This window comes from Actinomadura madurae, assembly GCF_047130825.1.
In the GTDB taxonomy this organism is placed as follows: Bacteria; Actinomycetota; Actinomycetes; order Streptosporangiales; family Streptosporangiaceae; genus Spirillospora; species Spirillospora madurae.
Genome location: NZ_CP083237.1, coordinates 6,673,289 through 6,685,802 on the forward strand (window position 1 = coordinate 6,673,289; position 12,514 = coordinate 6,685,802).

The 12,514-nt window shown below is 73.0% G+C and carries 16 protein-coding genes; 8 read left to right on the forward strand and 8 right to left on the reverse strand.

Annotated elements, in window-relative coordinates; all coding sequences use genetic code 11:
- Position 1: 1 nt before the first annotated feature.
- Entirely contained in the window at positions 2–430 is a 429-nt protein-coding gene (locus K8Z49_RS30520) for an MmcQ/YjbR family DNA-binding protein (RefSeq protein WP_075024295.1), read from the forward strand.
- 9 nt (positions 431–439) lie between these two features.
- On the opposite strand, the gene K8Z49_RS30525 is transcribed toward K8Z49_RS30520, so the two are convergent.
- Genes K8Z49_RS30525 through K8Z49_RS30540 form a run of 4 tightly spaced genes read right to left on the reverse strand, consistent with a single transcriptional unit; the run spans position 440 to position 3,095 of the window.
- Positions 440–961, reverse strand: a complete 522-nt coding sequence (locus tag K8Z49_RS30525; RefSeq protein ID WP_075024294.1) for a GNAT family N-acetyltransferase — start codon at positions 959–961, stop codon at positions 440–442.
- Between the two features lie 10 nt (positions 962–971).
- Positions 972–1,427: a MarR family winged helix-turn-helix transcriptional regulator gene (locus tag K8Z49_RS30530; protein ID WP_021594636.1), complete on the reverse strand. Its 456-nt coding sequence runs from the start codon at positions 1,425–1,427 to the stop codon at positions 972–974.
- A gap of 46 nt (positions 1,428–1,473) precedes the next feature.
- Complete coding sequence (locus K8Z49_RS30535; RefSeq protein ID WP_111832907.1) at positions 1,474–2,262, reverse strand: SDR family NAD(P)-dependent oxidoreductase; 789 nt, start codon at positions 2,260–2,262, stop codon at positions 1,474–1,476.
- 56 nt (positions 2,263–2,318) lie between these two features.
- Positions 2,319–3,095: an alpha/beta fold hydrolase gene (locus tag K8Z49_RS30540; RefSeq protein WP_021594638.1), complete on the reverse strand. Its 777-nt coding sequence runs from the start codon at positions 3,093–3,095 to the stop codon at positions 2,319–2,321.
- 170 nt (positions 3,096–3,265) lie between these two features.
- Between K8Z49_RS30540 and K8Z49_RS30545 the strand changes: the two genes are divergently transcribed.
- The gene (locus K8Z49_RS30545; protein WP_021594639.1) at positions 3,266–4,120 is read left to right on the forward strand and encodes a helix-turn-helix transcriptional regulator; all 855 of its coding nucleotides are present in this window, start codon (positions 3,266–3,268) and stop codon (positions 4,118–4,120) included.
- 7 nt (positions 4,121–4,127) lie between these two features.
- Here the strand turns inward: K8Z49_RS30545 and K8Z49_RS30550 are convergent, their stop codons facing one another.
- Complete coding sequence (locus tag K8Z49_RS30550) at positions 4,128–5,249, reverse strand: methyltransferase (protein ID WP_412515829.1); 1,122 nt, start codon at positions 5,247–5,249, stop codon at positions 4,128–4,130.
- Between the two features lie 17 nt (positions 5,250–5,266).
- Here K8Z49_RS30550 and K8Z49_RS30555 point away from each other — a divergent pair, with 17 nt between their 5' ends.
- The gene (locus K8Z49_RS30555) at positions 5,267–5,638 is read left to right on the forward strand and encodes a YrdB family protein (RefSeq protein ID WP_024934422.1); all 372 of its coding nucleotides are present in this window, start codon (positions 5,267–5,269) and stop codon (positions 5,636–5,638) included.
- A 19-nt stretch (positions 5,639–5,657) separates the two neighbouring features.
- Here K8Z49_RS30555 and K8Z49_RS30560 read toward each other — a convergent pair whose 3' ends face one another.
- Positions 5,658–6,380 (reverse strand): DUF4097 family beta strand repeat-containing protein, encoded by a 723-nt coding sequence (locus K8Z49_RS30560; RefSeq protein ID WP_075024291.1) that lies wholly within the window; start codon positions 6,378–6,380, stop codon positions 5,658–5,660.
- 184 nt (positions 6,381–6,564) lie between these two features.
- The gene (locus K8Z49_RS30565; protein ID WP_412515830.1) at positions 6,565–7,353 is read right to left on the reverse strand and encodes a TetR family transcriptional regulator; all 789 of its coding nucleotides are present in this window, start codon (positions 7,351–7,353) and stop codon (positions 6,565–6,567) included.
- Positions 7,354–7,446: 93 nt separating this feature from the next.
- On the opposite strand from K8Z49_RS30565, the gene K8Z49_RS30570 reads away from it, so the two are divergent.
- From K8Z49_RS30570 to K8Z49_RS30590, 5 genes are all read left to right on the forward strand, one after another.
- On the forward strand, positions 7,447–8,919 hold the full coding sequence (locus tag K8Z49_RS30570) for an AlkA N-terminal domain-containing protein (protein ID WP_412515831.1): 1,473 nt from the start codon (positions 7,447–7,449) through the stop codon (positions 8,917–8,919).
- Positions 8,920–8,929: 10 nt separating this feature from the next.
- A complete protein-coding gene (locus K8Z49_RS30575) occupies positions 8,930–9,439 on the forward strand; it encodes a methylated-DNA--[protein]-cysteine S-methyltransferase (protein WP_021594646.1) in 510 nt (169 codons plus the stop codon).
- Between the two features lie 78 nt (positions 9,440–9,517).
- Positions 9,518–10,663 carry a DNA polymerase III subunit beta gene (dnaN, locus tag K8Z49_RS30580; protein ID WP_024934424.1) on the forward strand — a complete coding sequence of 382 codons (1,146 nt, stop codon included), beginning with the start codon at positions 9,518–9,520 and terminating at the stop codon, positions 10,661–10,663.
- Positions 10,664–10,852: 189 nt separating this feature from the next.
- Entirely contained in the window at positions 10,853–11,653 is an 801-nt protein-coding gene (locus K8Z49_RS30585; protein WP_412515832.1) for a hypothetical protein, read from the forward strand.
- 53 nt (positions 11,654–11,706) lie between these two features.
- Positions 11,707–11,994, forward strand: coding sequence for a hypothetical protein (locus K8Z49_RS30590; RefSeq protein WP_412515833.1), 288 nt, complete (start codon positions 11,707–11,709; stop codon positions 11,992–11,994).
- Here the strand turns inward: K8Z49_RS30590 and K8Z49_RS30595 are convergent.
- Positions 11,937–12,500 (reverse strand): helix-turn-helix domain-containing protein, encoded by a 564-nt coding sequence (locus K8Z49_RS30595; protein ID WP_021594649.1) that lies wholly within the window; start codon positions 12,498–12,500, stop codon positions 11,937–11,939. The genes K8Z49_RS30590 and K8Z49_RS30595 overlap by 58 nt on opposite strands.
- Positions 12,501–12,514 lie beyond the last annotated feature (14 nt).

Sequence of the window (12,514 nt, forward strand, 5' to 3'; positions counted from 1 at the left end):
TATGCCTGGAGAGGACCGTCCGGCCCGGGTCGAGGACGTGCACGACCTGGCCACGGGCATGCCCCATGTCACCGTCGAGCGCGCGTCGGGCGGCAACCCCGTCTACCAGGTCGGGGGCAAGTCGTTCGTGTTCTTCCGCAACCCCCGTCCCGACGCGGTCGACCCCGTCACCGGCGAGCGCTACCCGGACGTGATCGTGTTCTGGGTGCCGTCGGAGTCCGACAAGCAGGCGCTGGTCCAGGACGAGGCGTCGCCGTTCTTCACGACGCCGCATTTCAACGGCCACCGCTCGGTGCTGCTGCGGGGGAGCCGGATCGGTGAACTCACCCTGCGGGAGCTGACCGAGGTCGTCCAGGACGCGTGGCTGTCCCGGGCGTCACGGCGGCGGGCCGAGACGTGGCTGCGCGAGCATCCCGCCCCGCAGGACTAGCCCGGGGCGTCAGCGGGCCGGGCGGTCGAAGATGAGTTCGCGCCCGTCCTCCTCGTCCCACTGCTCGCCCACGTGGGTGAAGCCGTGGCCCGCGATCGTCGCCAGCGACGCGGCGTTGTCGGGGCTGATCGTGGCGCGGACCGTCGTGACGGACGGTTCGGACGCGGCACGCTCCAGCAGGGCGGCGAGCATCGCGCGGGCGTAGCCCTTGCGGCGGTGGGCCGGGTCGACGGAGTAGGCGATCGTGACCGTCCCGTCCGCGTCCGGGGCGCCGTGGAAGCCGGCGTGCCCGATGACCGGGCCGCCCGGCTCCGCCACGGCGGCCCGGACGATCCAGGGGGCGCAGGACGGGTCGCGGGCCAGCTGCGCGAGGCGGAACCGCCAGAGGAACTTCGCCTCGTCCGTCACGAAGTAGCCGGTGAGGGGGATCCCGGCCGCCGCCCCGGCGCCCGCCAGGTCGTCGTCCAGCAGCGCCTCCATGGCGGCGGGAGGCAGCTCGACGAGGCGGATGGCGGGCGGCGTCGGCGGCATGGGCGGCTCCTCAGCGTCGGTGGGCGTGGTGGTCGGCGAGACGTGCCAGCAGGTCGGCGAGCTGGCGGCGTTCGGCCGGTGAGAGGGGGGCGAGCAGGTCGTCCTGGACGCCGGTGACGACCGCCTCCAGCTCCTCCAGGTGGCGGGCGCCGTCCGGGGTCAGCGTGATGACGTTGCGGCGCCGGTCGGACGGATCGGGAGAGCGGTCGATGAGGTTCTTGGCGGCCAGCTCGTTGAGGGCGGCGACGACGTCGCTGCGGTCGATCCCGGTGCGGCGCCCGAGGTCGGCCTGGCTGGACGGGCCGTACTCGTCCAGCGTGGCGAGCAGCCGGTAGTGGTACCCGCGGGCGCCGGCGGCGGCGAAGGCGTCGCCGACCAGGCGGTGGCTGTGCAGGGACACCAGGTTGATCAGCCAGCTCACGGCATGCCGGAGCCGCGCGGGCGTCTCGGCGTCGGCCCTCATCATGTGGATCAGTGTAGGGGCTCGTTGGCTCGACCAATGATCGGACGCGTCAGGGCGAGGTGAGCTCGTCCGAGAGGGCCTTCAGGCGGGCGCGGGCCTCGGTGTCGTAGGCCTGGGCGTCGGCGCGCGCTTCCCGGAGGCCGTTGAAGAAGCGGCCGGACACCCCGTCCAGGGCCGGGTCCGTGACGAGGCGATGGGTCGCCCGCACCCCCTCCTCCAGGGTGCTGATGGGGGTGGGGACCAACTTGGTCGGCATGTAGGTGGCCGGGTGCAGGGCGTTCGCGGTGACGCCCGTCCCGGCCAGCTCGCCGGCGAGGTCGATCGTGAAGAGGATCTGGGCGAGCTTGCTCTGGCGGTACGCCCGCATCCCGCCGTACCCGCGGGTGATCATGACGTCGTCGAAGTCGATCGCCTCCTGGCCGAGGCTGCTGACGTTGACGATCCGCGCCGGCGCGGACGCCACGAGGGTCGGGAGCAGCAGCCGGGTGAGCAGGTAGCCGGACAGGTAGTTCACCTGGAACGTCAGCTCGTGGCCGTCCGCGCTCTCCATGCGCGGGCCGTCGTTGCCGATGCCGGCGTTGTTGACGAGCACGTCCAGGCGCGGATGGTCGGCCCGGACGGCCTCGGCCAGGGCGCGGGTCTCGGCGAGCGACGCCAGGTCGGCCCGGTACCAGGAGGCACGGCCGCCGATCTCCTGGAGGGTCGCCTTGCCGCGCTGGTCGTCCCGTCCGTGGACGAGGACCGTGGCGCCTTCGGCGGCCAGTTCGGCGGCCAGGGCGCGACCGAGCCCGTCGGTCGCGCCCGTGATGAGGATGGTCTGCTGCTCGATGGGACGCATGGTTCCCATGGTGCTCGACGCGCGCGCTCACTCACAGGGGCGGCCCGGCCGGTGTCCTAGGAGCGGTCCAGGAAGTCCCGGACGAGCTTGGTGAACTCGTCGGGACGCTCCGCCAACGCCACGTGCCCGGTGTCGAGCTCGGCGTACTCGCTGCCGCGGATGCCCGCGTGCAGCTCCCGGTGGTTCTCGACCGGGACCACCTGGTCGCGCGTCGCGCCGATGACCAGGGTGGGCGCCTCGATCCTGGGCAGCAGTGCCCGGATGTCGAGACGCCGGACGAGGTCGATGTGGCGCAGCACCCCGTCCGTCGGGCGCATGAACGCGGTCGCCTGCTCGACCGCCTCGTGACCGATCTGGTTGAGGAACTGGCGGCTGTAGGAGGTCATCGTGGCGAAACGCCCGAAGCTTTCGGGGTCGCCGCCGAGGGCCGCCCAGGTGGTCATGTACTGGCGGACGTACTCGTCGCCCGCGTGGGACAGGCCGGCGACCGGCACCAGTCGCCGGACGAGGTCCGGGCGCAGCGCCGCCGCGGCCGCCGCGGTCGGCGCGCCGAGCGAGAAGCCGACGACGTCGGCGGGGCCCGTCCCCGAGTCCTCGATCACCGCGTTGACCTGGGCGGCGAGCGCCTCGATGGTCAGCGGGGAGCCGTCGTCCTCGGCCGGGTCGCTGCCCGCGAGGTCGGGCAGCACGACGGTGCGGTGATCGGTGAAGCGGTCGAGCAGGGCGTCCCACATGATCGAGCCCGGCCCGGCGCCGTGCACCAGGACGAGGGCGGGCCCCTGACCCTCGACGCGGTAGGGGATGTGCGCGTTTCCAACGGTGAGCTTCGGCATGGCCGGTCGTCCTTTCGCATCGTTCTTTCGCGACGTTCTCTCGCGTCGTTCCGGATGTCTCCGACGCTGCCAGCGCCCGGCCGCCGGGAGAAGCGGACCGCTTTGGCTAGGACAACCGGTCCCAGTCTCAGCCCTACGGACATACCGGGCAGACCGGGAATCATGGGGGCATGGAGATGGACCGCACGGAGCTCGCCGACTTCCTCCGCCGCTCCCGCGAGCGGCTCCGCCCGCAGGAGGTCGGGCTGACGGCGGGCCCGCGGCGCCGCACCCCGGGGCTCCGCCGGGAGGAGGTGTCGCAGCTCGCCGGGATGTCCGCGGACTACTACATGCGCCTCGAACAGGCCCGCAGCCCGCAGCCGTCCACCCAGCTGCTGGGCGCCCTGGCCCGCGCGCTGCGGCTGACCACGGACGAGCGCGACCACCTGTACGTCCTCGCCGGGCACCGCCCGCCCGGCGGGCCGTTCGAGGGCGACCATGTCCGCCCGGGCCTGCTGTACCTGCTGGACCGGCTCCAGGAGACGCCCGCGCAGCTCGTCGGCGACCTCGGTGACCTGCTGGCCCAGAACGCGCTCGCCGAGGCCCTCTTCGGGTGCGTGTGCACGGTCGAGGGCGCCGACCGGAACATCGTGTGGCGGTGGTTCACCGATCCGTTCGTCCGGGAGGCGTACCCGGAGGAGGAGCACGAGCCCCACGCCCGGCGGCTCGTCGCCCACCTGCGCGCCGCCGTCGCCCGCCGCGGCCCCGACCCCGTGGCGTCCGCCCTGGTGGGACGGCTGCACGCGGCCAGCACGGAGTTCACCCGGCTGTGGAACCTGCACGAGGTCGCCGTCCAGCGCAGCTGCCGGATGAAAGTGCGGCATCCGGAGATCGGCCTGATCGTGTTCGACATGGAGGCCCTGCTGGCCCCCTCGGAAGACCAGCGCCTCTTCGTCTACACCCCGCCCCCGGGAACGGGCAGCATCGACGCCCTGGAACTCCTCCGCGTCGTCGGCCCGGAGACCGCCCACCGCAGCCACGTCTGACCGGGCGTCAGCGGGAGGTCAGCCGCCAGAGGGACGTCGTTTCGGCGGTGCGGGCGGCGTGCAGGGGGTCGTCGGGGTCGGTGGCCCGCAGGTGGCGCGGTCTGGTGTCGAGCCTGCCGGCGACCTTCAGGCCGGACGCCTCGAACAGCGCGAGGAGATCGTCCCGCGTCCGGAGGCCCAGGTGCTCGGCCAGGTCGGACAGGATCAGCCAGCCCTCGCCGCCCGGTTCGAGATGCTCGGCCAGCCCGGACAGGAAGCCTCGCAGCATCCGGCTCCCCGGGTCGTAGACGGCGTGTTCGAGGGGTGAGCTCGGCTTCGCGGGCACCCAGGGCGGATTGCAGACGATGAGCCCGGCGCGTCCATCCGGGAACAGGTCGGCCTGGACGACGCGCACGTCCACCTTCAGGCGGTCGAGGTTCTCCCGGGCGCAGGCGAGCGCACGCGGATCCTGGTCGGTGGCGACGACGCGGCCGATACCGCGGCGCGCCAGGACGGCCGCCAGGACGCCCGTTCCGGTCCCCACGTCGAACGCCGTGCTCGTCGCCGGCAGCGGCGCTTCGCCGACCAGGTCCACGTATTCGCCCCTGACCGGGGAGAAGACGCCGTAATGCGGGTGTATGCGGTCGCCGCCCAGCGCGGGGATCCCGACACCCTTCTCGCGCCACTCGTGCGCGCCGATCAGACCGAGCAGCTCACGCAGCGAGGTGACGTAGGGCTGGTCGTCCGGGCCGTGGGCCTCCGTGCAGGCGTCCTGCACATCCGGTGCACGGCGCAGCGGAATCACGTGGCCAGGATCGAACGGTATGAGCACCATGCCGAGCGTCCGCGCGCGTTGGGCGCGGGACTGCCGGTAAAGGTGGAACGCCTGCACCTGGGAAGGTTCCGGCTTCTTGCGCCGCCTGCGCGGCGGACGGTCGATCCGGCGCGCCATCGCCGCGAGGAGCTGGCGCGCGTTCTGGAAGTCGCCGCGCCACAGCAGCGCGGTGCCTTCGCACGCAAGGCGGTACGCGTCGTCCGCGCGCGTCTCGTCACCGGCGACCACCACGCGGCCGGGCGGCGGCGCGCCGCTCTCCGACCGCCAGCGGACGCGATGGTCCCGGCCGCCCTCCCGCCAGGAGATCACGTCCACGGCAGTACCGTAGCGGCGTGCGTCTACCTGGGCCATTGCACGTCCTGAACGAGGGCCTCGCCTTCCTCCTGGAGATCGCGGCCATCGCCGCCCTCGCGTGGTGGGGCTTCACGACCGGCGGGGGCATTCTGACCGGCGCCGTCCTCGGGGTCGGGGCACCGGTGGCGGCGATGATCCTGTGGGGGCTCTTCGCGGCGCCCCGCGCCCGGTTCACGGTCGCGCTGCCGCTCGTCCTCCTTGTGAAGGCCGTCGTGTTCGGCGCCGGTGCGCTGGCCCTGTACGGCGTCGGCCACCATGGCGCCGCGATCGGCTTCGCCGTGATCGCGCTCCTCAACACCGCGCTGGCGACCGCGGACCGCGAGGCACATTTCCGCGGCGCGGCCGGGTGAGGCGGGGCCATACGGCGGGCTATGCGGCGGGCTTCGCCGTGATGTCGCCGTTGTCGGTGCGCAGGTCGAGCAGGTAGGGGGCGGACGCGTCGTTCGGGACGTCGATGGTCCGGTCGCCGTTGCCGACGTGCGAGGTCACGCGGTACCGGCCCGCGGGGACGGTGACCTTGATCTCGCCGTTGTCCGTCTCCGCGCGGATGTTCTGGGCCTTGGCGGGCGTCAGGCTGACGTCGCCGTTGTCGGTCTTCACGTCGGTGCCGGCGCCTCTGAGCCCGCGACCCTCGATCTCGCCGTTGTCCGTCCTCGCCTTGATCGGCCCGGCGACCTCGTGCAGATGGATCGAGCCGGAATCGGTCGACACGTTCACCGCGCCCACCCGCGACAGGTGGATGGACCCGCTGGACGTCTTGCCGGACACCGGGAGGCCCGCCGGGAGGTCCACCGTGTATCGCACCGAGCAGCGTGAGCCACAGCCGCGCAGCTTCAGGACACCGTTCTCGATCCGGTACGTCACGCCTTCCGGCCGATCGCCCCGGTACTTGACGGACCGTCGCAGGGACGCCTTGGACGACCCGCCGTTAAGGTTCACACGCCCCGATCCGATGTCCAGCTCCACCGAAGTGATCTTGCCCTGCAACGTCGCGCCGTCCTCGAAGGTGGTGGACGCGAAGGCCAGGTCGCATGCGCTCAGCGCGGTCACGCTGGCCCCGGCGAGGGCGAGGGCGGAAAGTCGGCGGCGCACAGGGAACCTCCTGGTCGGTGCGGTTGAACGCTGCCGAGCCTAGGAAGGTCGACTCCGGACGGCCGTCACGCCAGGGAGCCAGCTTCATTCTCCTCCCAAGGGTCTGAGCCCGGCCCCGGGAGTAGCACGAACGAGTGGACGGCCGGCGGGCGATGCGCGCCGCCGGCCGTCCGAGCGCCGCGCGTCAGGCGGGCACCTTGTCGAGGAAGCCGGTCACGCGGTCGAAGCGGCCGTCGTCGCCGAAGGTCGCCACGTCGAAGCCGACCGCGATCGCCTCGCCGCCCTCGGGGCCGAGCTCCCAGGTGAAGCGGGCCACGTTGTGGTGGGCGTCGACGGCCCCCGCGGGACGGAACACCAGGCCGGGGAACTGCTGCTGCGCGGCGCCGACGAACGCGTCGATCGCGTCGCGCCCCTCGGCCACGCCGAGCGGGTCGACGTAGAGGGGGTTCTCCGTCCACAGCTCGTCGATCGCGGCGCGCCGCGCGGCCGGGTCGGTCTCGTTCCAGATGGCCAGGTAGCGCTCGACCCGCTGCTGAACGTCGCTCATCATGACTCCCGTTTCTCGATCGTCCGGGACGGTTCGTCTCCGTGCCCACCACGCTGCCAACGGCACGGCCGGAGATCGATTACCTGGGACGTCATGCGCGAGCGGGCGGCCCGGGCCCCGCAACCCGCTGCCGTAGATGGACATGGCCTCGTTCGCCCAGCGGGTCATGCCGTCGACCGACAAGGGGTCAGAGCCCAGCACGTCGGTCAGACGGTCTCGCAGCAGGAGGACGGCCAGATCGTTCACCATCACGCTCTCGCGCAGCCCGGCCTTCGACTTGAAGTGGTGCATGACCAGCGCCGGGGAGACGTCCGCTGCCTCGGCGACCAGCCGGATCGTCACGGCGTCGGGACCGTGCGCCGCGAAGAGCCGCAGCGCCTCCTCGCGTATGGCGGCCAGAGCGGTCCGGTCGTGGGCCGAACACATCTGCAGCAGGCTGAGTGGCCGCTCAGAACGTCCGCAACGATGATGTCGGATTTTCGCCAGTGGACCGGCGCGACCATCGGTGATGCTGGAGCCATGCACGAGGACGTGGAAAGGTGCGTACGGGCCGTCCAGTCGAAGGACGCCCGTTTCGACGGCTGGTTCTTCACCGGGGTCGTGACCACCGGCATCTACTGCAGGCCCAGCTGCCCCGTCGTCCCGCCCAAGCGGGAGAACATGCGCTTCTACCCGAGCGCGGCCGCCGCCCAGCAGGCCGGGTTCCGCGCCTGCAAGCGGTGCCGGCCGGACACGTCCCCGGGCTCCCCCGAGTGGAACCACCGCGCGGACGTCGTCGCGAGGGCGATGCGCCTCATCGCCGACGGCGTCGTCGACCGAGAAGGCGTTCCCGGGCTCGCAGCGCGGCTCGGCTACAGCGACCGCCAGATCGAGCGTCAGCTAAACGCGGAACTGGGCGCCGGGCCGCTCGCCCTGGCGCGGGCCCAGCGCGCGCAGACGGCGCGGCTCCTCATCGAGACGACGCCCCTCCCGATGGGGGACGTCGCGTTCGCGGCGGGGTTCTCCAGCATCCGCTCCTTCAACGACACGGTCCGCGAGGTGTTCGCGCTCACGCCGACCGCTCTGCGGGACCGTGTCGCGAAGGGGCAGCCGCCCGCCGGTTCGGGGACGCTCTCGCTGCGCCTGCCCTTCCGCGCGCCCCTCTGCCCCGACAACCTGTTCGGGCACCTCGCGGCCACCGCCGTCCCGGGCGTCGAGGAGTGGCGGGACGGCGCGTTCCGCCGCACCATGCGCCTCCCGCACGGCCACGGCATCGCCACCCTCAGCCCCCGCCCCGACCACGTCGCCTGCACGCTCCGCCTCGGCGACCAGCGCGACCTCACGATCGCGATCAGCCGCTGCCGCTGGATGCTCGACCTCGACGCCGACCCCGTCGCCGTGGACGACCTGCTCCGCGCCGACCCCGCCCTGGCGCCGCTGGTGGGCAAGGCACCCGGACGGCGCGTCCCGCGCACCGTCGACGCCGCGGAGTTCGCCGTCCGGGCCGTCCTCGGGCAGCAGGTGTCGACGGCCGCGGCCCGCACCCACGCGGCGCGCCTGGTCACCGCCCACGGCGACCCCGTGGACGACCCGGGCGGCGGGCTCACGCACCTCTTCCCGACCCCGTCCGCCCTGGCCGGGCTGGACCCGGAATCCCTCGCCTTCCCGAGAACGCGCCGCACCACCATCACGACCCTGGTCGACGCGCTCGCCGGCGGAGAGATCGACCTCGGGGTGGGGAGCGACTGGGAAGAGGCCCGCGCGCGCTTGTCCGCCCTGCCCGGCTTCGGTCCCTGGACCGTCGAGACCATCGCGATGCGCGCACTCGGCGACCCGGACGCGTTCATCCCCGGCGACCTCGGAATCCGTGCCGCCGCCAAGACGCTCGACCTCCCCTCCACCCCGGCGGCCCTCACGCGCCGCGCCGCCCGATGGCGCCCGTGGCGCGCCTACGCCGTCCAGTACCTGTGGGCCACGGGCGACCACGCCATCAACCTGCTTCCCGCGAGCTGAAGGAACCTCTGTGGAACGAACACATGTCGTCGTCGACAGCCCTGTCGGTCCGCTCACGCTGGTCGAGACCGACGGCGCCTTGTCCGGCCTCTACATGGAGATGCAGCGGCACCGTCCGCCGGCCGAAACCTTCGGTGCGCCGGGCGACCCCGACAGCGAACCGTTCGCGACCGTCGCCGAACAGCTCGCCGCGTACTTCGCCGGTGAACTGACCGAGTTCGACATGCCGCTCCGCCTCCACGGCACACCGTTCCAGCAGCGCGTCTGGGACGCCCTCCAGGAGATCCCCTACGGCGAGACCACCACGTACGGCGAACTCGCCGTCGAGATCGGCAGTCCCTCGGCGTCCCGCGCGGTCGGCCTCGCCAACGGGCGCAACCCGGTCGGCGTCATCGTCCCCTGCCACCGAGTCGTCGGCTCCACCGGCTCCCTCACCGGCTACGGAGGCGGCCTCGACCGCAAGCGCTACCTGCTCGACTTCGAGCGCAAGAACCGCGCTACCGAGAACGCCCTGTTCTGACGCGCGACGCGAGGGAATGTCAGAGCCGCGGGTTACTGTGCGGAACATGACCGTCAAACCCCGGAGAGGTTGATCGAGGTGGAGTTCCGAGTCGACCGCCAGACGTTCGCCGACGCGGTGGCGTGGGCGGCGCGGACCCTCCCGGCGCGCCCCGCCCTCCCCATCCTCGCGGGCATGCTCATCGAGGTCACCCGCGAGGGCGAGCTGACCGTCGCGGGGTTCGACTACGAGGTGTCCGCCCACGCCCGGGAGGACGCCGCCGTCGCCGAGCCGGGCCGCGCCCTCGTCCCCGGTCGGCTGCTGGCCGACATCGTCCGGAACCTCCCGCAGGAGCCGGTGGACGTCGTCATGACGGGAACCGAGGTCGTCGTCCGCTGCGGCCCCGCCGAGTTCGGCCTCCAGACGCTGCCCGTCGAGGACTACCCCACCCTCCCCGACCCGCCCGCCCGCGCCGGCACCCTCCCCGGCGACCTGTTCGCCACCGCCGTCGGCCAGGTCACCCCGGCCGCCGGGCGCGACGACACCCTCCCCATGCTCACCGGCGTCCGGATCGACATCGAGGGCGACACGATGTGGCTCGCCTGCACCGACCGGTACCGCATCGCCGCCCGCGAGCTGACCTGGTCCCCGGACGACCCCGACTTCACCGCCGGCGTCGTCGTCCCCGCCCGCACCCTCGCCGACACCGCCAAGGCGATCCGGCGCGGCGCGGACGTCGCCATCGACCTCGGCGGCACCGCCGACACCCTCATCGGCATCGCGGGCGGCGGCCGGAGCATGACCAGCCGCCTCCTCGACGACCAGTACATCAACTACCGGTCCCGCCTCACCGGCACCTGGACGTCCGTCGCCGAGGTCCGCGTCGCCCCGTTCGTCGAGGCCATCAAGCGCGCCGCCCTCGTCACCGAGCGCGGCACCCCGATCCGCCTGGCGTTCACCGGCGGCGAGGTCCGCCTCCGCGCCGCCACCGGCGACTCCGCCCGCGCCAACGAGAGCCTCGCCGCCGACCTCACCGGCGACGACATCGACATCGCGTTCGCCCCCCAGTACCTCCTGGACGGCCTCGCCGGCATCGACACCGAGTACGCCCGCCTCGAATGCGCCGGCCCCACCAAGGCCGCCCTCCTCACCGCCATCCCCGACAAGAAGGACGACGAGCAGGAGCCCGCCGAGTCCGACACCGGGTACCGCTACCTCGCCATGCCCGTCCGCCTCACCTCCTGAGCAGGTGTCCCAGGCGCAGGGCGACCCCTAGGAGCCGGCCAACGCGGGTTCGGCCGCCGCGAGGCCTCCTCTGGCCCGGGGCTTCCGCGCGGTTTCCCTCGGCCGGGGGACCGGGATGGCGCCCTTGGGGGATCACCGGCCCGTGCGGTTCGCGCGACCGTGGTGATCGCTTGCATGGGAGGGGCATTCATGGCGATCACAGATGCCGGGCAGGGACGCGGTCGGATCACCGTGGCCGCGCTGTGCTGGTCGGCGGTGGCGGCCGGGCTGGGGCTGTGGTGGGTGCTGCGGCCATCGGCGTATCTGCTCGGGCGAGGGGACGCGGAGTCTCCCCCGCTGGCCTTCGACATCGGGGCGCGTCCCGGGGCGATCGGGCTGCTCGCGCTCGGCGGGCTCGGCGTCGTGGTCGCTCTCGCTCTGCGCGGTCGGCGATGCGTCGAAACGATGCGCCGGCCTCTTCTCGTCCTCACGGCCGGATATGCGGTGCTGGGGTTCGTGCTTCCCGGCTACATGGCGATGGTCGTCGTCGCCTACACCTTCGCGTTCTCGGCACCGGTCATCCTGCTGGCGGCGCTGCTGGCGCGCGCCCTGCGGCTCGGCCGGGTGGGCACGTCGGTGCTGGTGGGCGTTCCGGCGGCCGCCGGGCTCGGGTTCGCCACTTTCATCGTGGCGTACAAGGGCGCCCACTGGGCCGTGTTCACCGTGGTCGGCGGGGTCATCTGGGCGGCCTGCACCGTGACCGCGTTCCGGGTCGGCAAGCGCCGCTGCGCTCGCTGCGGCCGTCCCGGCGCCGCCTGGACGCGGCCGGAGTCCGCGGCGCGCTGGGGGCGCAAGGTGACGATCGCCGCCGCGCTCATGCCCTTGCCCTACGGGCTCATCAGGCTGACGTGGCTGACGCCGTGGCCCATCGCGTTCCCCGAGGGCGCCGGCTGGGGGTCTGGGTCACCGGCATGCTCCTCGGCTGCGCGTCCGAGGGAGGGGCGATCCTGACCCGAGGGCTCATCCGCCCCTGGGGGGAGGTGTGGCCGCGATGGGTTCCGGTGGTGCACGGCCGCCCGATACCGGTGGCCGTCCCCACCAGCGCGGCGCTGGCGGCGTCCGCCGTGCTGGCCCTGTTCACCGTGTACGTGGTCACGGAGATCCCTCAAGGCGAGGGAGGGTGGCTCTTCAGCCTGGCGTTCATACCGATCGGGCTGTGGGGCCCGCTCCTGGCCGCCGCGGCGCTCGCCTACTACTACCGTCGCCGCGGCGCCTGCACCCACTGCGCGCGGCGTCAAAGGTCGAGGACGGCCAGGGTGAAGCGGACCTCGGAGTCCGTCGCGTTGCCGTAGGAGTGGGGGCGGTCGCCTACGAAGACGGCGGCGGCTCCCTTTTCGACGAGGTCCGTCCGGCCGTCCACGCCGAGGGTCAGCGTGCCTTCCTGGACGTACACGATCTCCTTGGTGCCGGGGACGTGCGCGTCGCTCTCGCGCGTCTCGCCGGGCTGGAGGACCCAGTTCCACAGCTCCAGCGACGGCCTCGGGTCGCTTCCGGCCAGGAGCGTTCCCGTCCCGCCGTGCTCGCCCTGCCACAGGACGACGTGCCGCTCCGGCCGGAACAGCCGCACCGGCGGCTCCTCCTCGACCTGCACCAGGCGTGTCAGCGGCACCCCGAGGGCGTCCGAGATCCGGATGAGCGTTCCGAGGTTCGGGTTGCCGCGCCCCTGCTCCAGGCCGACCAGCACGCCCTTGCTCACCCCGGCGCGCCCGGCCAGCTCGTCCAGGCTCCACCCGTGCCCGGCCCGCAGCGCCCGCACCGTCCGCGCCACGGCCTCGCCGATCGCCTCCTGCTCGTTCAAACGCCCTCCAGCCG